The 23,424-nt window shown below is 39.9% G+C and carries 25 protein-coding genes and 1 pseudogene; 22 read left to right on the top strand and 4 right to left on the bottom strand.

Annotated elements, in window-relative coordinates; all coding sequences use genetic code 11:
* Positions 1 to 90: 90 nt before the first annotated feature.
* From PYW30_RS08760 to rplA, 9 genes are all read left to right on the top strand, one after another.
* Positions 91 to 951 carry a CvfB family protein gene (locus PYW30_RS08760; protein ID WP_042218433.1) on the top strand — a complete coding sequence of 287 codons (861 nt, stop codon included), beginning with the start codon at positions 91 to 93 and terminating at the stop codon, positions 949 to 951.
* 157 nt (positions 952 to 1,108) lie between these two features.
* The gene (gene msrA / locus PYW30_RS08755; protein ID WP_003133327.1) at positions 1,109 to 1,624 is read left to right on the top strand and encodes a peptide-methionine (S)-S-oxide reductase MsrA; all 516 of its coding nucleotides are present in this window, start codon (positions 1,109 to 1,111) and stop codon (positions 1,622 to 1,624) included.
* Complete coding sequence (locus PYW30_RS08750; protein ID WP_003133330.1) at positions 1,621 to 1,836, top strand: YozE family protein; 216 nt, start codon at positions 1,621 to 1,623, stop codon at positions 1,834 to 1,836. Before msrA ends, PYW30_RS08750 begins: the two co-directional genes overlap by 4 nt.
* 16 nt (positions 1,837 to 1,852) lie before the next feature.
* Positions 1,853 to 2,224 (top strand): lactoylglutathione lyase, encoded by a 372-nt coding sequence (gloA, locus tag PYW30_RS08745; protein WP_003133332.1) that lies wholly within the window; start codon positions 1,853 to 1,855, stop codon positions 2,222 to 2,224.
* A gap of 232 nt (positions 2,225 to 2,456) precedes the next feature.
* Positions 2,457 to 2,855 (top strand): hypothetical protein, encoded by a 399-nt coding sequence (locus PYW30_RS08740; RefSeq protein WP_042218429.1) that lies wholly within the window; start codon positions 2,457 to 2,459, stop codon positions 2,853 to 2,855.
* A 6-nt stretch (positions 2,856 to 2,861) separates the two neighbouring features.
* Positions 2,862 to 4,922, top strand: coding sequence for a DUF1430 domain-containing protein (locus PYW30_RS08735; protein ID WP_042218427.1), 2,061 nt, complete (start codon positions 2,862 to 2,864; stop codon positions 4,920 to 4,922).
* A 6-nt stretch (positions 4,923 to 4,928) separates the two neighbouring features.
* On the top strand, positions 4,929 to 5,558 hold the full coding sequence (locus PYW30_RS08730) for an ABC transporter ATP-binding protein (RefSeq protein WP_042218425.1): 630 nt from the start codon (positions 4,929 to 4,931) through the stop codon (positions 5,556 to 5,558).
* A gap of 127 nt (positions 5,559 to 5,685) precedes the next feature.
* Positions 5,686 to 6,111: a 50S ribosomal protein L11 gene (rplK, locus tag PYW30_RS08725; protein ID WP_003133340.1), complete on the top strand. Its 426-nt coding sequence runs from the start codon at positions 5,686 to 5,688 to the stop codon at positions 6,109 to 6,111.
* An 89-nt stretch (positions 6,112 to 6,200) separates the two neighbouring features.
* Positions 6,201 to 6,890 (top strand): 50S ribosomal protein L1, encoded by a 690-nt coding sequence (gene rplA / locus PYW30_RS08720; RefSeq protein ID WP_003133341.1) that lies wholly within the window; start codon positions 6,201 to 6,203, stop codon positions 6,888 to 6,890.
* Between the two features lie 475 nt (positions 6,891 to 7,365).
* On the opposite strand, the gene PYW30_RS08715 is transcribed toward rplA, so the two are convergent.
* Entirely contained in the window at positions 7,366 to 7,593 is a 228-nt protein-coding gene (locus PYW30_RS08715) for a hypothetical protein (RefSeq protein ID WP_042218420.1), read from the bottom strand.
* Positions 7,590 to 7,985: an HIT family protein gene (locus tag PYW30_RS08710; protein WP_003133345.1), complete on the bottom strand. Its 396-nt coding sequence runs from the start codon at positions 7,983 to 7,985 to the stop codon at positions 7,590 to 7,592. The genes PYW30_RS08715 and PYW30_RS08710 overlap by 4 nt, the downstream gene beginning before the upstream one ends.
* Before the next feature lie 254 nt (positions 7,986 to 8,239).
* Here PYW30_RS08710 and PYW30_RS08705 point away from each other — a divergent pair, with 254 nt between their 5' ends.
* The 4 genes and pseudogenes from PYW30_RS08705 to PYW30_RS10720 all read left to right on the top strand — a co-directional run bounded on the left by PYW30_RS08705 (position 8,240) and on the right by PYW30_RS10720 (position 12,278).
* Positions 8,240 to 8,980: an ABC transporter ATP-binding protein gene (locus PYW30_RS08705; RefSeq protein ID WP_026063900.1), complete on the top strand. Its 741-nt coding sequence runs from the start codon at positions 8,240 to 8,242 to the stop codon at positions 8,978 to 8,980.
* On the top strand, positions 8,973 to 9,992 hold the full coding sequence (locus PYW30_RS08700) for an ABC transporter permease (protein ID WP_042218417.1): 1,020 nt from the start codon (positions 8,973 to 8,975) through the stop codon (positions 9,990 to 9,992). The genes PYW30_RS08705 and PYW30_RS08700 overlap by 8 nt, the downstream gene beginning before the upstream one ends.
* Before the next feature lie 221 nt (positions 9,993 to 10,213).
* Entirely contained in the window at positions 10,214 to 10,507 is a 294-nt protein-coding gene (locus tag PYW30_RS08695) for a hypothetical protein (protein WP_275090561.1), read from the top strand.
* A gap of 141 nt (positions 10,508 to 10,648) precedes the next feature.
* A pseudogene (locus PYW30_RS10720) lies at positions 10,649 to 12,278 on the top strand (hypothetical protein).
* Positions 12,279 to 12,475: 197 nt separating this feature from the next.
* Here the strand turns inward: PYW30_RS10720 and PYW30_RS08675 are convergent.
* Entirely contained in the window at positions 12,476 to 13,102 is a 627-nt protein-coding gene (locus PYW30_RS08675) for a copper homeostasis protein CutC (protein WP_042219340.1), read from the bottom strand.
* A gap of 217 nt (positions 13,103 to 13,319) precedes the next feature.
* On the opposite strand from PYW30_RS08675, the gene PYW30_RS08670 reads away from it, so the two are divergent.
* Entirely contained in the window at positions 13,320 to 14,129 is an 810-nt protein-coding gene (locus PYW30_RS08670; protein ID WP_042219343.1) for a putative RNA methyltransferase, read from the top strand.
* Positions 14,130 to 14,172: 43 nt separating this feature from the next.
* Here the strand turns inward: PYW30_RS08670 and PYW30_RS08665 are convergent, their stop codons facing one another.
* Positions 14,173 to 14,451, bottom strand: coding sequence for a DUF3270 domain-containing protein (locus PYW30_RS08665; protein WP_003133353.1), 279 nt, complete (start codon positions 14,449 to 14,451; stop codon positions 14,173 to 14,175).
* A gap of 172 nt (positions 14,452 to 14,623) precedes the next feature.
* Here PYW30_RS08665 and PYW30_RS08660 point away from each other — a divergent pair, with 172 nt between their 5' ends.
* The 8 genes from PYW30_RS08660 (at position 14,624) to PYW30_RS08625 (ending at position 23,417) form a co-directional block, all read left to right on the top strand.
* A complete protein-coding gene (locus tag PYW30_RS08660) occupies positions 14,624 to 15,547 on the top strand; it encodes a peptidase U32 family protein (RefSeq protein ID WP_042219346.1) in 924 nt (307 codons plus the stop codon).
* Positions 15,544 to 16,482 (top strand): zinc-binding dehydrogenase, encoded by a 939-nt coding sequence (locus PYW30_RS08655; protein WP_080719685.1) that lies wholly within the window; start codon positions 15,544 to 15,546, stop codon positions 16,480 to 16,482. The genes PYW30_RS08660 and PYW30_RS08655 overlap by 4 nt, the downstream gene beginning before the upstream one ends.
* 67 nt (positions 16,483 to 16,549) lie before the next feature.
* Positions 16,550 to 17,839, top strand: a complete 1,290-nt coding sequence (locus PYW30_RS08650; RefSeq protein WP_042219348.1) for a peptidase U32 family protein — start codon at positions 16,550 to 16,552, stop codon at positions 17,837 to 17,839.
* Between the two features lie 22 nt (positions 17,840 to 17,861).
* Positions 17,862 to 18,734 carry an adenylyltransferase/cytidyltransferase family protein gene (locus PYW30_RS08645; protein ID WP_016171051.1) on the top strand — a complete coding sequence of 291 codons (873 nt, stop codon included), beginning with the start codon at positions 17,862 to 17,864 and terminating at the stop codon, positions 18,732 to 18,734.
* Between the two features lie 10 nt (positions 18,735 to 18,744).
* On the top strand, positions 18,745 to 19,482 hold the full coding sequence (locus PYW30_RS08640) for a MurR/RpiR family transcriptional regulator (protein ID WP_014025383.1): 738 nt from the start codon (positions 18,745 to 18,747) through the stop codon (positions 19,480 to 19,482).
* Positions 19,483 to 19,729: 247 nt separating this feature from the next.
* Positions 19,730 to 21,127, top strand: coding sequence for a glycoside-pentoside-hexuronide (GPH):cation symporter (locus PYW30_RS08635; protein ID WP_003133358.1), 1,398 nt, complete (start codon positions 19,730 to 19,732; stop codon positions 21,125 to 21,127).
* Between the two features lie 51 nt (positions 21,128 to 21,178).
* Positions 21,179 to 22,207 carry an aldose epimerase family protein gene (locus PYW30_RS08630; RefSeq protein ID WP_042219350.1) on the top strand — a complete coding sequence of 343 codons (1,029 nt, stop codon included), beginning with the start codon at positions 21,179 to 21,181 and terminating at the stop codon, positions 22,205 to 22,207.
* Between the two features lie 10 nt (positions 22,208 to 22,217).
* Entirely contained in the window at positions 22,218 to 23,417 is a 1,200-nt protein-coding gene (locus PYW30_RS08625) for a galactokinase (protein WP_003133362.1), read from the top strand.
* Positions 23,418 to 23,424 lie beyond the last annotated feature (7 nt).

The following is a 23,424-nucleotide window of genomic DNA, read 5'->3' as shown; positions in this document are numbered from 1 at the left end:
ATTGTAAAAGATTTTATTCTATATAATCGAAAGAGAGCAAAAAACAATCAGAAATAAACGGCTCTGCGGAGCCGTTTTTAAGGAAAAAGAATGAATAATTTATTAGCAACTACATTTTCAGCGATTATTACGGCTGAGAATGATCAATTTTACTTTTTGCAGAAAGATGATAATATCATCCGTCTGGCAAAGTCAGAAGGAGAACATCAGGTAGGGGATATCGTCACAGGCTTTGCTTATGTAGATAAATCTGACAAGATGTGCATGACAACGCAAGAACCAACTGCAACACGCGAAAAATTCGGCTGGGGTACAGTGACAGATGTGCGTCGTGACTTGGGAGCTTTCGTTGATATTGGTTTAGCGGGGAAAGATATCGTAGTTTCGCTCGACGATCTTCCTTTGCCAGAAGATAAAGAACAATGGCCTAAAAAAGGGGATAAGCTCTTTGTCAAAATCGTCGTTGATGCTAAAGATCGTCTTTGGGGCAAGTTAGCTTGGCATCAATATTTCTGGGAAATGTCAGGACCTGCCTATGATAATATGCAAAACCAAGACTTACGCGGGATTGTTTATCGTAACAAAGAAACAGGTTCCTTCGTCTATCTTCCAGATAATAATATGCTTGGTTTTATTCATCCTAACGAAGCCTTTGGGACACTTCGTATTGGACAAGAGCTTCAAGTACGTGTCATTGGTTTCCGTGACCAAGACCGCAGTTTAAATCTTAGTGCGAAACCACGTGCTTATGAAATGTTGGATGCTGATGCACAGATGATCTTGGCTTATCTTGAAAGTATGGGCGGAAAAATGCCTTTCAATGACAAGTCAGCGCCAGATGATATCAAAGCGACATTTGGTATATCTAAAGGACAATTTAAAAAAGCGCTTGGTGGTTTGATGAAGAATAAAAAAATCACACAAGGACCAGAAGGAACAGAACTTCTCTAATAAATGGCAAAAAAGTTGGAATGATTTCCAACTTTTTTGAGCTTTGAACCTTATTTTCCCAGAAATAACCGCCGTTTGGCATTAAAAGAAAAAAATAAGTGCATGAAAGAGGGACTTTTGTTATAATATCTTCAACTAAGAAGAACGGGGGAAGAGGATGAGTAAAGAAAGAGCAATATTTGCGGGCGGATGTTTTTGGTGTATGGTACAGCCCTTTGAGGAACAAACGGGGATTCTTGCTGTGACAAGCGGTTATACAGGGGGGCATGTGGATAATCCAACTTATGAGCAAGTTTGTAACCATCAGACAGGACATACTGAGGCAGTGGAAATTATCTTTGATAACGAAAAGATTTCTTATGATAACTTGGTAGAGCTTTACTGGGAGCAGACAGACCCAACAGATATGTTTGGTCAATTTGAGGACCGTGGAGACAACTATCGACCTGTCATTTTTTATACCAGTGAATCTCAAAGAAACATTGCTGAAAAATCAAAAGTAGCCCTTCAAAACTCGGGACGTTTTGATCGCCCCATTGTCACCACAATAGAGCCTGCACAAAAGTTCTGGCCCGCAGAGGACTATCATCAAGGATTTTATAAAACAAATCCTGAGCGTTATGCTTTATCTAGCCGCTTACGTCATGAGTTTTTGGAGGAAAACTGGAAATGAGACAGCCTTTTTATACTTATTTGATGCGCCATCGCGCGCCAGTTGAGGTGGATGATGTGACACGTTTAGCTAATCTTGCTTTTGCGGACACACAGTTTCCGAAACAATCAAAAGACTTTGATGAAGTTTCCACATATCTGGAGACCTATGCCCCTTTTTACTTTAACTTGGGACTTTTTGATGATATATGGGCAATGTACTTAGAAGCCTAAAAATGGAGGAAAAACAATGAAAATGGCACACACTTGTTACCGCGTAAAAGACTTGGATGCTTCAATCAAGTTTTATCAAGAAGCTTTTGGCTTTGAAGAAAAACGTCGTCGTGACTTTTTAGAATATGAATTCACTTTAGTTTATCTGACTTTACCTGGTGATGACTATGAATTAGAATTGACTTATAATTACAATCATGAAGCCTATGATTTGGGTAATGGCTATGGGCATATTGCTATTTCGGTTGATAATTTAGAAGAACTGCATACAAAACAAAAACAAGCAGGGTTTGAAGTTACAGAACTTAAAGGGCTTCCTAACTCAGACACACGTTATTACTTTATCATTGATCCAGATGGTTATAAGGTTGAAGTGATTGCGGAGTGAAATAAAATGTAAAAAGACTGAACTGTTTCGGTCTTTTTTTATTTCCATCTGAATATAGCAGCAGCATTTTTCAAGCTTAAAGGATTTCTGCTTTCTCATGAAAAATAAATATTGATGAAAAATTATAAGAAAAATTCCATGTTAGACTAAGCAAAGGAAACAAAAAATAAAGGGAGGAGTTTAAAAAGTACAGTCGAGCCAGAAAAATTTATCTTTGAAAGAAGGAAGTGTTATGAAAATCAAAAAAATTATTGCTGTATCAACTTTAGGACTAGCTCTTTTTGGGGCAAGTCAGATTATGACTACTGCCAAAGTCTCTGCCGATGGTGTTTTTGGCGACAGTGTGGAAAAGATAGAGCGTGCTGTTCGTATCTTGCAAAGTAATTTCACCAAGCATGGACGACAGGTGGCCTATTCTAGGACTTGGCCAGATGCTTCCTGGGGGAAAAAGACCTTGACAGCAGAGTATTATAACTGGGCTGTTTCTCATCAAAGTCAAGCCTTCGTATCTGGAGGACGAAGAGGGTATAGTGGTTGGTACGGTCCTGGTTGGAAAGTTTGGACATCGTCGACAGGCGATTATTATGGAAAAATGGATTGGAAGTATGAAGCAAGGGGCAACAAGTGGTAGGGGAGCATGAATAAAGTATTAAAAGTTACATTGTTGCTTTTATTCTCTTTAGTTAGTGTGATGATGGCTTATATGCGCTACAACGACATTGAGGCGGACAGGCTTACTCAATATGTGAGTAAAACGAATTATATACAAATTTATCCGCCTGAAATAAGAGATGCTGAGCGCTATGAGACAGATGATGTAAAAATACTTGAGCGAAAAGATCTTATCTCAGTTATAGAGGAAGTATCAAGGGAGTACAACACTCCTTTTACTGTTCGTGCTCGCTTTATTGGTGCTGATTATGACGGTAAAGGAAATATCTACTATAGCCGACCAATGGCCAATATAGTCTACTTTCAGTCTGCTTATAAACAACACAGTCAAAAAGAATTTATGGATCATGGTGCAAAAGTAAGAGTGAGCAATGCACCATTTAAAAACTTAACGGATGAACAATACCAGGGTTCGGCAATATTTTTTGAATCAAGTGAAAAAGAGAAAATATTAGAGGCTTTAAGTACAAAAATAAACGGAAAATTTGCGCTAGCCACTAGTCCAAGCAGCTTAGTTTCTCAACCCGAATGGTATAATCCTTACCCTTTAATCACTCGAGTGAATGATATGTACCATTTCCTCATTAAAATGATTTTCTTTTTCTATTTTATTTTCCTTTTTGTATGGCTGATTTTACGAAGTAAAGAAATTGCTATATATGCTCTTAATGGTATAGGAAATTGGGAAATCCTTTTGCGTATTTATATGAGGAGCTTCCTGAGGGTCCAACTTTTTGTATGGTTATTGAATAGCATCTTTCTTTTAAAAGATTTCGATTTTCAATATATGATGTGGTTGAGTGTGTTTATGGGCTTAAGTATGCTTTTAGTTCTGCTTGTTATTGGTATAGTGAGTAGGTCTTCTCTAGCAAACCAAGCCAATAATAAATCTTTCCTCAAACGTGTCCACATCTCGGTTTATCTGGTTAAAGTTTATATCTTTGCTGCCAGTATCTCTACAAGTATGGGGATTATCCTTTTATTGAATAACAGCTTAGGCTTAATGCAGAAGACACCCTTAGATAACTACGGTGTTTTTGCAGGTTGGAATTTAGGTTATTCCGAAGCTAAAGATAGCTCGAGGCATACAGAGATGTTTAAATATATAGAAAGTAACGGTGGTTTACACGCCACCAAGAAACTATTGGGGCATGAGAAACTACAAGATTATCAAGGAATAGAAGTTAATTCTGCTTATCTAGATAAATACTCTGTTAAAGATAATCAGGATAAGCCAATTCATATAGATAAAAGTACAAAAAAAGGTGTTCTGCTCGTCAACGAACGTCATCAAAGTCAATTAGCAGATATAAAAAAAGCTTATAATAGTTTGCTGGGAATGGAGGGAGCCTGGTTTCGTGCAACAGAGCTTCAATTTATTATGATCAAAGATGGACAAAGCATGCCTATATTTGAAGGGGAAGCAGGCGGTGTTTATTCTAACGGAAAAAAACAAGAGCTTATAGCAGATATAATCGAGGTGCACACGGTAAATAATGCCGGGGCCAATACTTACCGTAATATGTTTTACGGTGAAAATACCCTTGGTGTCTTGATTCCGATAAAAGAGAGCGTAGAAAAAACGTATTTAGAGTTACTTCCGAGCTTGAAGAAAGACAAGGTAGCGGCAAATTTTGTCTCCTTTGTCCCTGCATCAAAAATTGCCGAAATTGAGGTGAAACGTTTTATTGGTGAACCGATAACATGGGTCTTTATGAATGTTTTAGCTTTTGTCCTTTTTATTTTGATGATTTTATCGACAACGCTCATCTATTTCAAAATAAATAAGAAAAAATTAGTACTCAGTCGCGTGCAAGGTATTTCATACTTTAGAACATATAAGATACTTTTTATGCTTATTGTTATTCAAAATTTGATTTTCTTAACGCATTCCTTACTACGGGGATATGAGCGAGCAACTATTGAAGCTTATATATTGTACGCTTTTATTGAACTTATCATAGTGTTCCACTTTCTTTCCCGTCTTGAAAAGAAAGAACTAGTCACCACCCTGAAAGGAGCTTAACAAAGCATGATAGAACTACAAGAAGTGACCAAAAAATTTGGTAAACATCAGATTTTCGATCGCTATTCCTTAAGTATTTCAGCTGAGAAAATGACAGCTATCTTAGGAAGAAGCGGAGCTGGAAAGTCAACTCTACTTAATCTTATTGGACTAATCGAAGAAGCGGATTCGGGACAGGTCTACATAGCGGGGAAAAAAGCACCACAGATAAACAGTAAGGAGGCACTGCTTATGCGACGCAATTTTATTTCCTTCCTTTTTCAAAACTTTGCCTTGATTGAAGATGAAAGCATTGAGCGAAATCTAAACATTTCTCTTGTTTATGAAAAAATAAAAGGGACAGAAAAGCGCCGTAGGATGAGAGAAGTTTTAAATCAAGTTGGTATCCCTCATCACTTGAATGAAAAGGTATATGCATTATCAGGTGGAGAAAAACAGCGTGTAGCTCTTGCGCGTGCTTTACTGAAGCGCAGTCAAATCCTCTTGGCTGATGAGCCGACAGGATCTTTAGATGAGCAAAATAGAGTCTTGATACTGGGATTATTACGCCAAGAAGTAGAAAAAGGAAAAACAGTGATCATTGTAACGCATGATCCTGCTGTTGTTGCGGCATGTGATGAATACATTGAAATATAGAGGCTTGACAAAAGCCCCTATATTTGGTAGACTGTTTAAGTATGTTTTTAGCATATAGGCGTGGAAGATAGAATGGTCTATCATCATACCACATCACGAAAAACAATATTATAAGGAGAAATTTATCGTGGCTAAACAAGTAGAAAAACTCGTTAAATTGCAAATTCCTGCCGGTAAAGCAACACCAGCTCCACCAGTTGGTCCAGCTTTGGGTCAAGCAGGTATCAACATCATGGGATTCACTAAAGAATTCAACGCGCGTACAGCTGACCAAGCTGGTATGCTCATCCCAGTTGTAATCTCAGTATATGAAGACAAATCATTTACATTCATTACAAAAACTCCTCCAGCAGCAGTTCTTTTGAAAAAAGCAGCTAAAGTTGAAAAAGGTTCAGGTGAGCCTAACAAAGTTAAAGTTGCAACTGTAACAAAAGCACAAGTTGAAGAAATTGCAAACACTAAGATGGCTGACCTTAACGCTGGTTCACTTGAAGCAGCAATGTCAATGATCGAAGGTACTGCGAAATCTATGGGATTTGTAGTAGAAGGTTAATTCTTAATTAATCATCGCTCATATTCCACACAAGTGGAAGGCTGTTATAATAACAGACAACCGATATTACCACAAGGAGAAATATAGAAATGGCTAAAAAAAGCAAATCAATGCGCGCTGCTATCGAAAAAGTAGACGCAACTAAACTTTACAGCGTTGAAGAAGCAGTAGCACTCGCTAAAGAAGCTTCAATCGCAAAATTTGATGCATCTGTAGAAGTTGCATACAACCTTAACATCGATACTAAAAAATCTGACCAACAAATCCGTGGTGCAATGGTATTGCCAAACGGTACTGGTAAAACTGCTCGTGTTCTTGTTTTCGCTCGTGGCGAAAAAGCTAAAGAAGCAGAAGCAGCTGGTGCAGACTTCGTAGGTGCTGATGAACTCGTGACTAAAATCAACGGTGGTTGGTTGGACTTCGACGTTGTAATCGCAACACCTGACATGATGGCTGTTGTAGGTCGTCTTGGACGTGTCCTCGGCCCACGTAACCTCATGCCAAACCCTAAAACTGGTACTGTAACAATGGACGTAACTAAAGCTATTGAAGAATCAAAAGCTGGTAAAGTTAACTACCGTGCTGATAAAGCAGGTAACATCCACGTACCAATCGGTAAAGTTTCATTCGACAACGAAAAACTTATCGAAAACTTCAAAGCGATCAATGCCGTAGTTGTTGCTGCTAAACCAGCTACAGCTAAAGGTACTTACATCACAAACCTTTCAGTTACTACAACTATGGGTGCTGGTGTTAAAGTTGATACAACAAGCTTCTAAGTTAAAAATAAAAAAGTCTCCTCAGGGAGCTTTTTTTGTATATTTTTAGAAATATATTCGTAATTTTAGTAATTTGGATTAGAAAAGAGTTCTTTTTCATGTTACAATAGTAATATGAAGAAGATGACCCTATTGATAGGCTTTATAGCAGCCGTTTGGATAATTATTTCTATTGGAACAGTATTTGGATTTCCCTTGATAAGTTTACAAATAATTTCGTTACTGTTACTCTTTACAACTTTTCATTTTGTGAAACATGACGGCACTCATGCCGGGCCCTACTTACTCATTATCGATATTTTCTTGGTGTTTTTCCTCTTTATTTTTTATCATTCGCGTTATTTTTTCACATATATCAGATATGATAGTGATGGAACGGAACTTTTTATTATCGCCGGATCATTTATCATATCTCAACTTGTAGGGATATTTTGGGGAAGTCAATTTTATATTAAGTCAAATAAAAAGTAGTGAACTAATCTTCACTACTTTTTTCTGAAAGTTTTTCTAAAATTTCATTGATTTTATCAACTTTGGGCTGAGCAAGGGCTTGGAATTCATTCACTTTTCTTTGAATTTCTTGTCCCGTAAGTTCAGCCTTTTTTGCTTCCACTTTTACGTTTTCTAAGTTAGCTTTGACTTCATCTATCTCTTTACTTAGTCTTGAAAAGATTTCTGAAACATCATTGATGAATTCTTTCATAAGATTTCCTCCGCAATTGCATTAAGATCATAAGTGTGCGCTGTGAAAGCAGCAGAGAAACCATCATCTTCGGCATAGCGGGGAATGAGATGGACGTGAGTATGGAAGACTGTTTGCCCAGCTATTTCCTCATTATTTTGCAAAATATTCATCCCTTTAGCACCGAGTGAATCCACAAGTTTATTGGCAATTTCTGGGATTTTAGAGAAAAGCTGTGCGGCTTGCTCAGGGGCCATCGCCAATAAATTCCGTGTGTGTGTTTTAGGCACAACTAAAGTATGGCCTTTTGTTGTCTGTGTGATATCAAGAAAGGCCATCAAGTTATCATCTTCGTAGATTTTCGTACTTGGAATTTCACCCGCAATTATTTTACAAAAAATACAATTATCCATAAGAAATCTCCCTGTTCATTTGTAGAGTTTCAAAAGTTGAACACTACTTTGTTATAAGTAAATTATAACAAATTCTTTTACTTTTGCTTAGTGAGACTTGTTAAGATATATTTTTTATAAGTTTGTGACAAAAATTATCATTTTTTGAGCAGCAAAAATTAAGAAAAAAGAGATGACATTAGAGGGAAGCAAAAGAAGAAGCGATATGATAAAATTAACTTATACTAAATTTGAATAGAAATGGAGATATTAACGTGGCTCTAAAAATAAATAACGTGACTGGAGGCTACTTTGGCAATCCGGTTCTTGAAGATGTAAGCTTTGAGATAGCGGACGGAGAATTGGTTGGACTCATTGGTCTCAATGGTGCGGGTAAATCAACAACTATTCAGGAAATTATGGGATTGCTCACACCTTACTCTGGTCAGATCGAATTGGATGGAATTACGCTCCAAGAAGATCTTGAAGGTTATCGTAAAAAGATTGGCTTTATCCCGGAAACACCAAGTCTTTATGAGGAATTAACGCTTCGTGAGCACATCGAGCTCACAGCTTTAGCTTATGGCGTTCCTGTAGAAGAAGCAATGCCTCGTGCAGAAGAACTCTTAAAAACCTTCCGTTTGGAGGATAAGTTGGACTGGTTCCCCGTCAACTTTTCTAAAGGGATGAAGCAAAAGGTGATGATTATTTGTGCCTTTTTGACGGACCCAAGTCTTTACATTATTGATGAACCTTTTCTAGGTTTGGATCCTTTAGCGATTCAAGATTTAATCACACTTATGCTTTCCATGCGTGATGCCGGAGCTTCAATTTTGATGAGCACGCATATTCTCTCAACCGCAGAAAAGTTCTGTGACAAATTTGTCATTCTTCATGAAGGTAAGGTGTTGACTGCAGGGACTATGGAAGATTTACGTGCCAAATTTGGCAAGGAAGAGGCCAGCTTGGATGAAATTTACTTAGAATTGACGAAAGGTGTAAATGCTCATGAATAGCTTATTTGAAGAACGCCGCAAAGTATACTATCGGCAAAATCTCAAATATTTGCGTTATGTTTTTAATGATCATTTTGTCCTCTTTTTGATGATTTTATTGGGCGCTTTAGCCGTACAGTATGCTCAATTTTTACAAGCTCACAGTTTAAACACTGCGGGAAAAGTTGGCTTAGTCTTTTTAATTACAATTCTAAGCCAGATTTTTGGAAGATTGGCCAGCTTCGTGGAACCTGCGGATAAGGTATTTCTCTTACCGCAAGAAAATGCAGTGCGCAAACATTTACTTTCGTCTTGCCTTCGTTCCCTTCTCTTCCCTGCGCTCATTAGTCTGGTTTTAGTTGGCATTGTGGCACCTCTTTTAAAATGGTCTTTCCTCTATCTATTGCTATGGTTTGTCCTTTTAGTTTTATTAAAAGCAGCGGGTTTAGGCCTTCGCTTACGGCAACTCATGCCCAATGGAATTATTTCTTGGGAGAGGCTTATTGCCTACGAAGAAAACCGCAAAACGAATACGTTACGCTTTTTTGCCCTTTTTACCAATGTCAAAGGACTGAAAACACAAAGTCGTCGTCGCAAATATTTAGATTTCCTCTTACCTAAAACACTGCGGACCTATGAATATCTTTTCAGTCGTGCCTTTTTGCGCTCAGGAGATTATCTCTCACTGACCTTGCGTTTAATTGCGCTGAGTGTGCTTTCTTTAATCTTCATTGGCAATCCGATTCTTGCTGTTATTTTAGCATCGGTCTTTAATTACTTGTTGCTTTTTCAACTTTTTGCATTGCAAGATTCTTTTGATTATCAAGTTTTGACGCGAATCTATCCGTTACGTCAGTCTTCAAAATTTTCAGCGATTAAGAATGTACTTTCACGTATAATGCTTTTTGCAACAGTCGTAGAAGTCATCTTTGGCTTAATCTTTCTGCAAGTACGCCTTTATCTGATTGTGCTTTTACTGGTGAATTTCCTCTTAGTGAAATTTTATATAAAAATGCGTTTGAAAGGCAAATAAAAAACAGCTTAAGTCACTGCCCTTAAGCGAAGAAAAATAAAAAGTTCCAACAGTGTAAAAGCTGTTGGAACTTTTTTGTTTCCTCACGTAAGAATCCTAATACAAATGAAACTCTAACGAAATCATTTTGACATCAAAACTACAAATGTTAGAATTAAATAAGAAACATTATTAGATATATGTAATAAAAGACTTGTAAAATACTTGACGAGGGAAATGCTATGACTTATAATCAGCCAGCACAGCACAGCACAGCACAGCACAGCACAGCACAGCACAGCACAGCACAGCACAGCACAGCACAGCACAGCACAGCACAGCACAGCACAGCACAGCACAGCACAGCACAGCACAGCACAGCACAGCACAGCACAGCACAGCACAGCACAGCACAGCACAGCACAGCACAGCACAGCACAGCACAGCACAGCACAGCACAGCACAGCACAGCACAGCACAGCACAGCACAGCACAGCACAGCACAGCACAGCACAGCACAGCACAGCACGCGGTAGATAATAACCGCCTCTTTTTGCTTGCCCCCAAACGCTCTGGACCACTGGAGCGTTTTTTCCGTCCTCTGACCCTTCGTGCGGAGGGTCAGGTAAAGATAAAAAAATCATAAAGAATCATAAAGAAAGGGAAAAGGTATTATTATGACACCAGAAAAGAAACGAAAACTACGGAACATTGCACTCCTCTCCTTGCTTGGCTTAATTGGCGGGACCATGGCCTTCCAAGCCTTTAACCAACAAGCCATCAATGACCGAGAAAACACTGTACAGGTCAATGTCGGTGGCCGTGTGCACGACTACTACAATAGAGACACCGAAAACAAGGATGTCTTTGTGAAAAACTATGGCGAACGTCCCATCATGGCCCGTATCCGCCTGTCCGAGTTCTTGGAGTACCAAAGAGGACGAGTCCTTTACACCGCTCGTTGCTGGCAGTGAACGCAACAACTTAGCGACTTGGATCACTTGGATCCCAAGCGCAAACAATATCAATCAGCGTGCCGATACCGGGAACTCTAGCGCCTTTAACCGCTACGCTCAGCTGACCTTTGGCTGGAGCCGTGAAGGCGAAACAGCCCCGTGGTACATGCCAACCTTCAACCATGACAACTTAGATCTAAGGACTGCAGCTGCCGGTCATGCCCGGGACTATATCGCAGGCGCAGGGGCGACCGATGGGACAACCGATGGTACCACCCACCCTGGGGATGGTACGGATGCCTACTGGTCAAGTGGGGATACCTTTGATAACAGTGCAGGGATATGGCCGGGGGCTACCCTTGAAAATGAAGCCGCACAAAACCTGCGCCAGCAACGTGCCCCAATGACCATTGAACAGTGATCTAATCTCCTCCCTTACCAACAAATTGGGGACTTCTGGGTGGTGGACCACACCACAGGCTGGGCCTATTGGGCCTCGCTCTTGGAGCCCGGAAAGGCCAGCTCTTACCTTCTGGATGCCGCAGAACTGACCGAGGTCATCGAAGATACAGTCTTTAACGGCAGCTATTATTATGGTATCCATGTGGACAGCCAACTGATCAGCCCGGATAACAGTGAGGAGTTTCTCCCGGGTGGCGACAGCCGTTTAGAAGCTTTCCTTACAGGAATTAAGAACAACTCGATGAATGATGAAGGAACGACAAACCCACGTTATGAGGTTGACTCTCCACCGTCAGACTTTAACTTTGACACTATGCTTCCTGGCCGTGTCTTTACTATGGCAGGGGAAGAGTACCTCTACCTTGAAGACATGGGCAACAGTAACCATATGATTATCCGTCACGAAGCTATTCGCGAGACAAGTTTCAACGACCAGCCACAAGTTCTGAGCAACTGGTTCAGTGGCCTTGACGCTGAGGTTCAGGCCATGGTTCAACCTGTGTCAATACCAACAGCAGTACCGGGCATTTCCGATGCCGCAGCGGCACCTTGGGAGGTATACCGTTGGATACCTGCAGAGTGGGCAACAGCTACTCGATTTGACGCTGTCAGAGCGGATAGAACCGCTGTGAATAGTTCTGGCACGACACAAGCTTTTGCGCTTTCAATGGCAGATGTTATTCACCTGTCTACCGAAACAGGACCTTTCACAAACAAGGATACACGTACTGGTGCCCGTGGCAGTTGGTGGTGGCTCCGTACTCATAATACTAGTCATGCTTGGGCTGTGGGTTGGGGTAACTTTGGTGGTCGGCTACATGGCGCTACTCTCCCAAACCATAGCAATCATGCTGGTGGTGTCCGCCCCGCCATCATTATATACCAGTGAAAGCTGGGAATGAAAAGACCTCAAGGTCAATATCCTTAAGTCAGTAAACCATCAAACCATTGTTTTGATGGTTTTTTTATTAGACAGGTACTCGTTCCAGATGGGAAAGTTGAGCAGGAGCTAAACGTTGAGAATAAAAGCCACTGATTCCTGAAATCAGTGGCTTTTATTAATGATAGTGCAGCTTAAGCTGTTTTTTATTTTGCAATGATTTTTGTTCCATGGACAAAATTTGTCCCCGTCAATTTTGCATATTCTTCAAAGTTATCGACAGTTACACCTCCGCCAATAATAATAGCAATTCTTCCATTCGCATATTTAACAAGGTCTGCAATTTTTTCGGTATTGAGGGGTTTGTCAAGACTGTCACCATGCATAAGAATCTTTTCTACGCCAGCTTCGATGAGTGTATCAATAGCTTTATATTGGTCTTCAATCTCATCAAAGGCCATATGGAAGGTTACAGGAAGGCCTTGAGAGGCCACCAGAAGTGTTTCAAGGGCTTCAAGGTCAATTTGATTGTCTTCTGTTAGAGCGCCTAAAACGAGATTTTGTGCACCAGCTTCAATCGCTTTGAGAATATCATTTTCCATGATTTTTAATTCATAAGAATTATAGACAAAATTGCCTCCACGTGGGCGGATGATAACAGCTAGAGTAGTTTTTTGGTCTCCGATAAATTCAGCGGCTTGCTGAATGACACCATAGCTCGGTGTTGTCCCACCCACAGCAAGGTTATCACAAAGTTCGATACGCTCCACTCCTGCAGCAATGGCTTGAGGAATTTCAGTAAAATTTTCAACACAAAGTTCACGAATAATCATTGGCTTCTTTATTTCCTTTTCTGACTTTTTCTTTATTATAACAAAAAAAGCAGCTTTGCTGTTTTTAATGAGTGAATAAGCGATGGGATATAAAATATTACATAAATAGAAGAAAGACTTTCTTGGGTGTTTGGGTTTTCCTTATTTCCTGTGAGGAGTTGAAGTCAGAAAAATTAAAGCGCATGAGGAAATGCTATAATAGACCTATGTTAAAAAAATTGAAAAAGCCTATCTATACTTAGAAAAAAATCTAGAAAGTCTCAGCTGTCCTTTATGTCATGCTCCCTTTTCTTTGGAGCCTTATGCACTACGTTGTGTGAATAAGCATACCTTCAATTTGAATAAAAAAGGATATGTCAACTTTTTACAAACTAAAGCAGATACGGAACATTATACAAAGAAGATGTTTGAACCAAGACGTCGCTTAATCGCGGCTGGAATGTACGCACCTGTACTTAAGGAGATTGAAACAGCCCTTTTACCTGGCAATTTGTTGGATGTGGGTACAGGTGAAGGTAAGTTTTTGGAGTTATTGCCTTATCAAGGAAACAAGTTTGGTTTTGATATTGCCAAGGATGGTATTGAAATGGCGACAGACTTGCCCTTTTCAGCCTTTCTAAGTTTGGCAGATTTGACAAGATTGCCCTTTGCTGACGCTTCTATTTCGAGTGTCTTAAATATTTTTACACCTTCCAACTATAAAGAATTTAACCGGGTGTTACAGTCAGAGGGAAATATCATCAAGATTGTACCTGATCGATATTATCTTCAAGAGCTGCGTAAAGTATATGGCTTTCCTGTTAACTATGACAATACAGAAGTGATGCAACGCTTTAAGCAAGAATATCCCAATGCCGTGGAAAAAGAACTACATTATAGCTTTGAGATTCCTGAGGCACTTCGTTTAGATTTTCTAGAAATGAGTCCTTTAGAATGGGCGGTATCTCCGGAGATAAAAGAAGCAGCGAGGAAAAATCCCCCCACTCAGGCAACGATTCACGTGCAAGTTTTAATCGGACAAAAATAAAAAACCTCTTCTTGAGGTTTTTTCTGTTAGAAAATAAAAGTTATTATTTCATGAGTAGGTGTACGATCTTTTTGATTCCTTTTTTGCAAACAAGGAAAACGATAAAACCAACAACAAGAGCAGCTGGAACGGCAACTAAACTGCTTGTCATTGTAATAAAAATATAGACCATCATGGCCATGATGACTGAAAAGCTGGCAACATTGAGAAAGAAAGTCAGCTCGTGGACACGCGTTGTAAGATGGCTTTCTTGTTCATGTAGCTCATCATAAGAATAGTATTCTTGCTTCTCATAGAAATCGTTTAAATTTTTTAATTCCATAGTTTTTTTCCTAAGTTTTCCTGATAATTAAGCTCTACACTACATCATAACAAATTATGTAAATGTTTGCAATACAATTTTGTGTCTTATGTTACATTTTTGTTAACCATAAAATAAAATAAAATGAAAATCTAGCGTGTCAAGAGCGATAAATAGTGATATAATTGAGTCTATGATTAAAATTACTACTACCGCAGAAAGTGTGGAGCAAGCCAAAGCTCTACTTGCTGCTGGAACTGACAACCTTTATATTGGTGAAGCCGAGTATGGGTTACGCTTACCCACAGCGCTTAGCTATGATGAGATTCGTGAGATTACAGCCCTTGCACATGAAGCAGGGAAAACAGTGACTGTTGCTGTAAATGCACTGATGCACGTTGACATGATGGCTAAAATCAAACCCTTCTTAGACTTCCTGCAAGACATTCAAGTAGACCGCATAGCCGTAGGAGATGCAGGCGTTATCTTTGTCCTTCAAAGAGACAAATATGACTTGCCATTTACTTATGATGCTTCTACAATGGTGACTTCAAGCCGCCAAATCAACTTCTGGGCAGGGCAAGGTGCTGTCGAAGCTGTATTGGCACGTGAGCTTCCCAAAGCTGAACTTGAAGCCATGACGGGAAACTTAGATGTACCCGGCGAGGTATTGGTCTATGGCGCAACGGTTATCCATCAAAGTAAACGTCCTTTAGTGCAAAATTACTATAATTTTATTAAGACAGAAGAGACGGGAAAAGATCGTGAACGTAATCTTTTTGTTTCGGAACCTAAAAAGGAAGATACCCACTATAGTATCTTTGAAGACAATCATGGCACACACATTTTTGCTAACGATGATCTTAATATGATGAGTGAGCTCTCGGATCTGGTAAAAATGGGCTTTGACCACTGGAAACTGGATGGTATTTTTACACGCGGTGCGGATTTTGTTGCCATTACGAAGTTGTTTGTTGAAGCGAAAAATGCTATTGAAGCAGGAAATTTCACTGCAGACAAGGCTTTTCAGCTTGAAGAAGAAGTGCGTAAACTTCATCCAGCAGGGCGTACTTTATCACATGGCTTCTATGACTTAGACCCAGGTAAAATTAAATGATGAAGGCCTTGTATTTTGAAGAATTTGGGGAGAGTGATGTCCTTAAATATGGTGAAGTTCCCTTGCCGCAAGTGCGAGAAGATGAAGTTCTAGTTAAAACAGCATATATTGGTCTCAATTTTGCAGATATTTATCGCCGCCGAGGAGGCTATCATATCGAGGAACACCACCCTTATATTAATGGATACGAGGGCTCTGGTGAAATTGTCGAAGGAAAGCAGAAAGGAAGAAAAGTTCTTTTTGTTGATGTTCCCTTTGCCAATGCCGAATATGTCGCTGTACCTAAAGAAAAGCTGATTTATTTGCCTGATCATATTGATTTAAAGTTAGCTGCCAGTATTGGTCTTCAAGGTTTAACTGCAGATTTCTTAGCGCATGATTTGGGAAAAAATCAAGCAGGGGATAAAGTATTTGTTACGGGAATTAGTGGCGGTGTCGGGCAGATCTTGTCCCAAATTCTTGTGGCAGATGGCATGGAAGTATATGGTACGGCGTCAAGTGCAGAAAAACAAGCTTTGGCTCTTTCTCGTGGTGTGCGTCAAGTCTATCCAAGTCGAACAGATGAATGGCGCCAAACCTTGGCTATTAAATTTGACACGGTTTATGATGGTGTGGGCAGCACTGTGAATAAAAATTTAGAGCTTTTGAAGAACAGAGGACGCTTGATTTTCTTTGGCATGGCAGGAGGAAATCCACCACAAATTGATCTCGTGAAGATGATGTCCCAATCCAAAAGCATCCTAACGGGTGACTTATGGGATTTTTTGACCAGCTTTTCAGAAAGGGAACGCCGAAGTCAACGTCTCTTTGATTACTTTGAAAGAGGAGAAGTTGAAACAGCTGAAGCAATTGTATTTCCCTTATCTGAAGGTAAGGAAGCGCATCAGTATTTAGAGTCTGGAAAAAATATTGGCAAGGTTTTATTAAAACCATAGTTTATTATTAAAGAAGTTTTGGTCGGCAGACCTTATCAAAAATCTTATCTTGAAAATAGGAGAAAAAATGCAAGAAAATTATACAAGACCTGAGGTACTTTCACCTGCAGGCACATTGGAAAAACTCAAAGTTGCGATTGATTATGGCGCAGATGCTGTATATATTGGTGGACAAGCCTATGGCTTACGGTCACGCGCAGGTAACTTTACCTTTGATGAGATGCGTGAAGGCGTAGAGTACGCCTCAGCTCATAATGCAAAGGTATATGTTGCGGCCAATATGGTCACACACGAAGGAAATGAAGAAGGTGCGGGCGAATGGTTCCGTACACTGCGTGATTTAGGAATTTCTGCAGTTATCGTTTCGGACCCTGCATTGATTGCAATTTGTGCAGCTGAAGCGCCAGGTTTACCTATTCATCTTTCTACACAATCTTCAGCAACGAATTACGAAACTTTAGAATTCTGGCAAGGTTTAGGTCTGGAACGTGTCGTTTTAGCCCGTGAAGTTTCAATGGAAGAATTGGCGGAAATCCGTAAACATACATCTGTAGAAATTGAAGCCTTTGTCCATGGTGCCATGTGTATTTCTTATAGTGGACGCTGCGTTCTCTCAAACTATATGAGTATGCGTGATGCCAATCGTGGCGGTTGTTCACAATCGTGTCGTTGGAAATATGACCTTTATGATATGCCTTTTGGTAGTGAGCGCAAATCAATCAAAGGTGAAATTCCCGAAGAATTTTCAATGTCTGCTGTGGACATGAGCATGATTGAACATATTCCTGATATGATTAAAAATGGTGTAAATTCCTTGAAAATTGAAGGACGTATGAAATCTATTCACTACGTTTCGACAGTTTCAAATGTTTACAAAGCGGCCATTGATGCTTATTTAGAAAGTCCGGAAAAGTTTGAAGCTATTAAGTCAGATTTGGTCGATGAACTTTGGAAAGTTGCGCAACGTGAGTTGGATACAGGTTTTTATTATGGTATTCCTGATGAAAATAAACAACTTTTTGGTGCACGTCGTAAAATTCCAGAATACAAGTTTATTGGCGAGGTTGTTGCTTACGATGAGGACAGTAAGGTGGCGACAATTCGTCAACGTAATGTCATCACAGAAGGCGACACTATTGAATTTTATGGACCAGGTTTCCGTCATTCCGAAACAACAATTAAAAACTTACGCTTGGCAGAAACAGGAGAATCCATCGATCGTGCTCCAAATCCAATGACACTTTTACATATTGATGTGGAAACTCCTGTACAACCTGGAGATATGATTCGTAAATCAGGTGCAGGCTTAATCAATCTTTACGAAAAATCAGGTGCGGCTAAAACAGTGCGTGCTTAAAAAGATCGAATAGAGGAGTGCAATGACAGAAAAGACAAGATTAGGCGTTTATTTTGGTACTTTTGCTCCTTTTCATAAGGGGCACCAGCAACAAATCTACAAGTGCGCTGCACTTAATGATCAGGTTCTCTTAGTTGTATCAGGCTATACTCATGATCGAGGGGACAAGATTGGCTTGCCTTTAGCCTTGCGTTATCAGTACTTACAGGAAGCTTTTGCGGACGAAGACGATATTGATGTTGCAATGTTAGACGAAACGGATTTACCTCCGATGCCCCAAGGATGGGATGCTTGGTTTACACGTTTGTTTGACTTATTAAAAAATTACCAGAGTCAGGAAATTACTTTTTATGTGGGAGAGCCGGAATATGTGACGGAGCTAAGCGCACGTTTTCCGCAAGATTCGCATACTTATAAGGTAGAAATGGCTGATAGGCAAGACATTAAGATATCCGCAACAGAGATACGTGCACATCCACTGTTACACTGGAACGAGATCAATCCCGTCTTTCGTAGACACTTCACTAAAATTGTGGGTATAATTGGTGGCAGGCAAAGTGGCAAATCAACCTTAGCCAGACGTTTAGCGCGTTCTTTTAACAATGCCCCTTTTGCAAAGGACATTGAACAGGCTATCACTTCCGCTGGCAACCAAGGTATCATCTTTATTGACAATACCTTATCTCCAGATATGGATCTGGTGCTTTTAATTCCATCGGATAATGACGAAGCGCTTTTAAGGGAGATAGCCGAGCAAGGACTTGCTGAAAAAGTTGTACGTTTAGATGATGAAGAAACGGTGCGTGACACACGCGCTTATCTCGGGCGTTATTACCATGCTATTGATGCGATTAGTCAGTATACAGGGATTCAAATTGACCGTTTAAAATATTAGGAGAGGAAACATGGTTAACCAAAAGTTATCAAGTGCCGAAGCCTACACATGGCAAGTTATTCAGGAGCATTATGATGAAATTCCCCAACTTTCGATTACAGATTTGGCAGAATTAGCGCATTGCTCCTTGTCAACGATTAATCGCACAGTAAGGAAGAAAGGTTTTTCAGGCTATGCCGAATTTCGCTATTCCATAAAAGAAAAGCCCCTTCCCAATATTAATGGATTTTCAAATGAAGTTTTGGCTGCAATTGGTAAAAACGAAGAGGAACTCTTACGTACGATTCATAATATTTCGGCTCCTGCTATCGAACAGGCTGTGCGTGCTATTGACCAAGCAGATGAGATCATTCTCTTTGCGCGTGGTCTTTCCACTCATGCTGCTGCAGAGATGATGAAGAAGCTCCAACTTTTCCATAAGCCAGTGACGCTTCATGATGACTATAAGTATATGACTTATTATGCAAGTTTTGTCAAAGAGAACAGCTTAATCATCAATCTGTCCTTGAGTGGCGAAACTTCAGAACTGATTGAAGCAACGGAAGTGGCAAAAGCCCATGGCGCAAAAATTTTGACCTTGACTGTAACGGAGCAAAGTCCCTTAGTACGTCTCGCAGATGTCTCCCTCATTGGCTATAAAAGTTCTTTAGAGGTGAACTACTTTGATCTTGATGTCCATAGTCGACTGCCCTTGTACATTTTAGTACGTGTCCTCTTTGACGCTTACTCTATTTATAAAAAACAATGAAAACAAATAAAAAGCAAAGCAAGTGAGCTTTGCTTTTATTATCGTTCTTTTTGCTTTAGCAAATTAGAACGATAATACGCAGGGAGCGAATCGAGCAACAACGGCTGCCTCCTTCATTTTGTAAGCGATATTTTAGGAAGTATTTCCTGCCTTCTTTATCCAATGGGAAACTTTTCCAAATAAGAAAATGCTATCATGTTAATGTAAGCGATTTCGGTGTAAGGAAATCGAAAAAAGGAGGTTCCCCATGGAGGGAGGAAAAATGAAACAAAGAATTTCGTATGCTTTAGGTGCTTTGGGTCACGATACCTATTATGCAGCAATTAGCGTATTCTTTATTGCTTTTGTTACGAGTCAAATGTTTGCAGGAAGTGAACATGAAGATGCAATGATTGCTCTCGTGACATCACTTGTCGTCATTATTCGATTGGTAGAAATTGTTTTTGATCCCATTATTGGGAGCATTATTGACAACACGCGCACGCGTTGGGGAAAATTTAAACCTTGGTTGGTGGCTGGCGGTTTGATTTCCTCTGTGATGATTGTCCTGATGTTTTCAGACTTTTTTGGATTAGCCAAAAGTTCAAATACAACCTTATTTATTATTGTCTTTATCATTTCTTTTGTCATTCTGGATGCTTTTTATTCCTTCAAGGATATTGCCTTTTGGTCAATGATTCCTGCGCTTTCTGAAAAGAACGAAGAACGTGAGTCACTCGGAACGTTTGCGCGTTTTGGTTCAGCTATTGGTGCTCAAGGAACAACTATTCTCGTTATCCCGATTACCTATGGCTTCACTCAACTCATGACGGGCCACCATGCACAAGGTGCATCCGGTTGGTTTGCTTTCGGTGTCATTGCTGCGATTGTTTCAGGTGGGACAGCTTTAATTACAGCTTGGGGGACTCAAGAAAAGGATTCTGTTATCCGTCAACAATCACAAAAAACAACAACTATTGATGTGTTTAAAGCATTATTGAAAAATGATCAGCTGATGTGGTTATCCTTGTCTTATATCTTGTTTGCTTTAGCCTATGTGGCAACAACAGCAACTTTGATTTTGATGTTTACCTTCGTTTTAGGACAAGCTGCACTGTATTCAATTACAGGGATTGTCGGCTTTATCGGCTCTATCGTCTTAGTGCCACTCTTCCCTGCCTTAGCGAAGAAGTTTGGCCGTCGTAAAGTTTTGACAGGCGCAATCCTCTCCATGCTTATCGGTTATGCTTTCTTTATCTTTGGAAGTTCAGTGCCAATGACAATTCTCGGTCTTATCTTTCTGACTACACCCTACCAGCTTGTATTCTTATCTGTTTTGATGACTATCACAGACTCTGTCGAATATGGACAATGGAAAAATGGTGTGCGTAATGAAGCAGTCACTTTGGCAATGCGTCCTTTACTTGATAAAATTGCCGGTGCTTTCTCAAATGGGATCTTCGGATTTGTGGCGATTGCAGCTGGTATGACCGGTTCAACTTTTGATCCTAATAAGGTTTACGGGGTTACAACATTTAAGCTTTATGCTTTCGCTCTTCCAGCCGTTCTGATGATTATCTCACTCACTATTTATCTTCTTAAGGTGAAATTAACAGAGAAACGTCATAAAGAAATTGTTGCTGAACTCGAAAATAAATTAAAATAAAGATAAGGACTAGCGGTGACGCTAGCTCTCCTTATTTAAAGAAGGTGAATGATGGAAATAACAACAAAAGACTTTGGCTTAGGTGCGCATTTGATTTGTTTAACCAATAAGACAGGAGATACGCTCTCATTGAGCAATTATGGTGCCCGAATTGTGGATTGGACAGTCAATGGTAAGAAAATCGTTTTGGGCTTTGATTCTACACAAGAGTATGTGGAAAAAGACAATTATCCTGGTGCCACAATTGGCCGAACAGCTGGTCGTATCAAAGACGGACAAGTGGAGATAGCGGGAAAGACCGTGCAATTGCAGCAAAATGAAGCTGCGCAAACCTTACATGGAGGGCAAGATTCCTTTGAAAGCAAACTCTGGCAGTTTGAAGTCTTTCAGGAAGCAGAACAAGCAAAAGTTCAATTTTACTTGACGTCAAACGATGGCGAAAATGGTTATCCGGGACAAATGCAGGTGACTGTGACCCACAGTTTTGATGAAAATGGAGCTTGCTCCATTGAATATGATGCCGTTTCAGATAAAGACACGGTGTTTAACCCCACAGGTCATGTTTACTTTAATTTATCCGGGGATGTCGGTCAAAGTATTGACAATCATTTCTTGCGTTTAGGCGCCTCTCGCTTTATTCCTTTGCTGGACAAGAGCGAAGTGGTACGTGGAGATATTGCTGAGTTAGCAGGTACAGATTTAGACTTGCGTTCAGGTAAAAAGCTCTCGGAAGTCTTTCAAAGCACTATGGAGCAAGTGACTTTGGTTGATGGCCTTGATCATCCTTTCCTTTTAGATGAGCCAAGCATAGAGAAAGAGCAAGCACGTTTAAGCTTTGAAGATTTAAGTGTTTCTGTTTATACTGATCGTCCAAGTATTGTCATTTTTTCTGCCAATTTTGGCGAATCTGGTGCAGTGTATCAAGGGAAAAAAGAAGTCAATCATGGCGCAATCACTTTTGAAACACAAGTGGCGCCAGGCAGTCAGCAAATTCCGGAGTTGGGCGATATCACACTCAAAGCAGGCGAGAAATACTATTCAAAAACAATTTATAAACTTCATAAAGAAGAGAAAAAATGAGGAAAAGAAAATGACAACAATCGTAGAAAACAGTAAAGTTTTAACAGCATTAACAAATAGTTTTGAAAAAGTCTTTGGAGATACAGAAAATGTGGAATATTTCTTTTCTCCAGGACGTATTAACTTGATTGGTGAACATACAGACTATAATGGCGGCTACGTCTTCCCCGCTTCAATCACAATTGGGACAACAGGTCTGGCCCGTTTACGTGAGGATACAAAAATCAGACTTTTTTCACAAAACTTTCCGGAAGCAGGTCTTATCGAATTTGATTTAACTGAGGTCAAGGAAAAAGAGGATGACAGTTGGTCAAATTATGTTAAAGGAATGATTGTGATGCTTCAAGGCGCAGGCTATACCATCGATAAAGGTTTTGAACTACTTATTAATGGTGAAATTCCAACAGCTTCTGGTTTATCATCTTCAGCTTCTTTAGAGCTTTTAGTCGGTGTAGTTTTAGACGACTTGTTTAACTTACAAGTCCCACGTTTGGAGCTTGTGCAACTCGGACAAAAAACTGAAAATGAATTCATTGGTGTCAACTCTGGTATTTTGGACCAATTTGCGATTGGTTTTGGTGAAGTGAAAAAAGCAATTTTGTTGGACTGTAATACTCTTAAATATGAAATGGTACCCGTAGAGTTACGTGATTATGATATTGTCATCATGAATACAAATAAACCACGTGCTTTAACAGAATCAAAATATAATGAGCGTTTTGCTGAAACACGTGAAGCATTGAAACGTATGCAAAGTAAGTTAGCTATCGAATCACTAGGGGAACTTTCTAATGAGGAATTTGACGCTAACACAGACTTGATTGGCGATGAAACCTTGATTAAACGTGCACGCCATGCCGTATATGAAAATAACCGTACTAAAATAGCTCAAAAAGCTTTTGTTGCGGGTAATTTGACGAAATTTGGTGAATTACTTAATGCTTCACATGCTTCCCTCAAAGACGATTATGAAGTGACGGGGATTGAGCTTGATACGCTGGCTGAAACCGCACAAAAACAAGCAGGAGTGTTAGGTGCACGTATGACAGGTGCAGGCTTTGGAGGTTGTGCAATTGCTTTAGTTGCACATGATAAAGTCGCTGATTTTGAAGAAGCAGTTGGTGCGGAATATGAAAAAGTAGTTGGCTACCCAGCAAGCTTCTATGTCGCCCAAATCGGTTCAGGATCAACAAAACTGGATGTGGAGTAGGAAAAGT

Origin of the sequence: Lactococcus garvieae subsp. garvieae, from assembly GCF_029024465.1 — a bacterium.
GTDB classification, from domain to species: Bacteria; Bacillota; Bacilli; order Lactobacillales; family Streptococcaceae; genus Lactococcus; species Lactococcus garvieae.
This window is presented reverse-complemented; position numbering and strand designations above follow the sequence as displayed.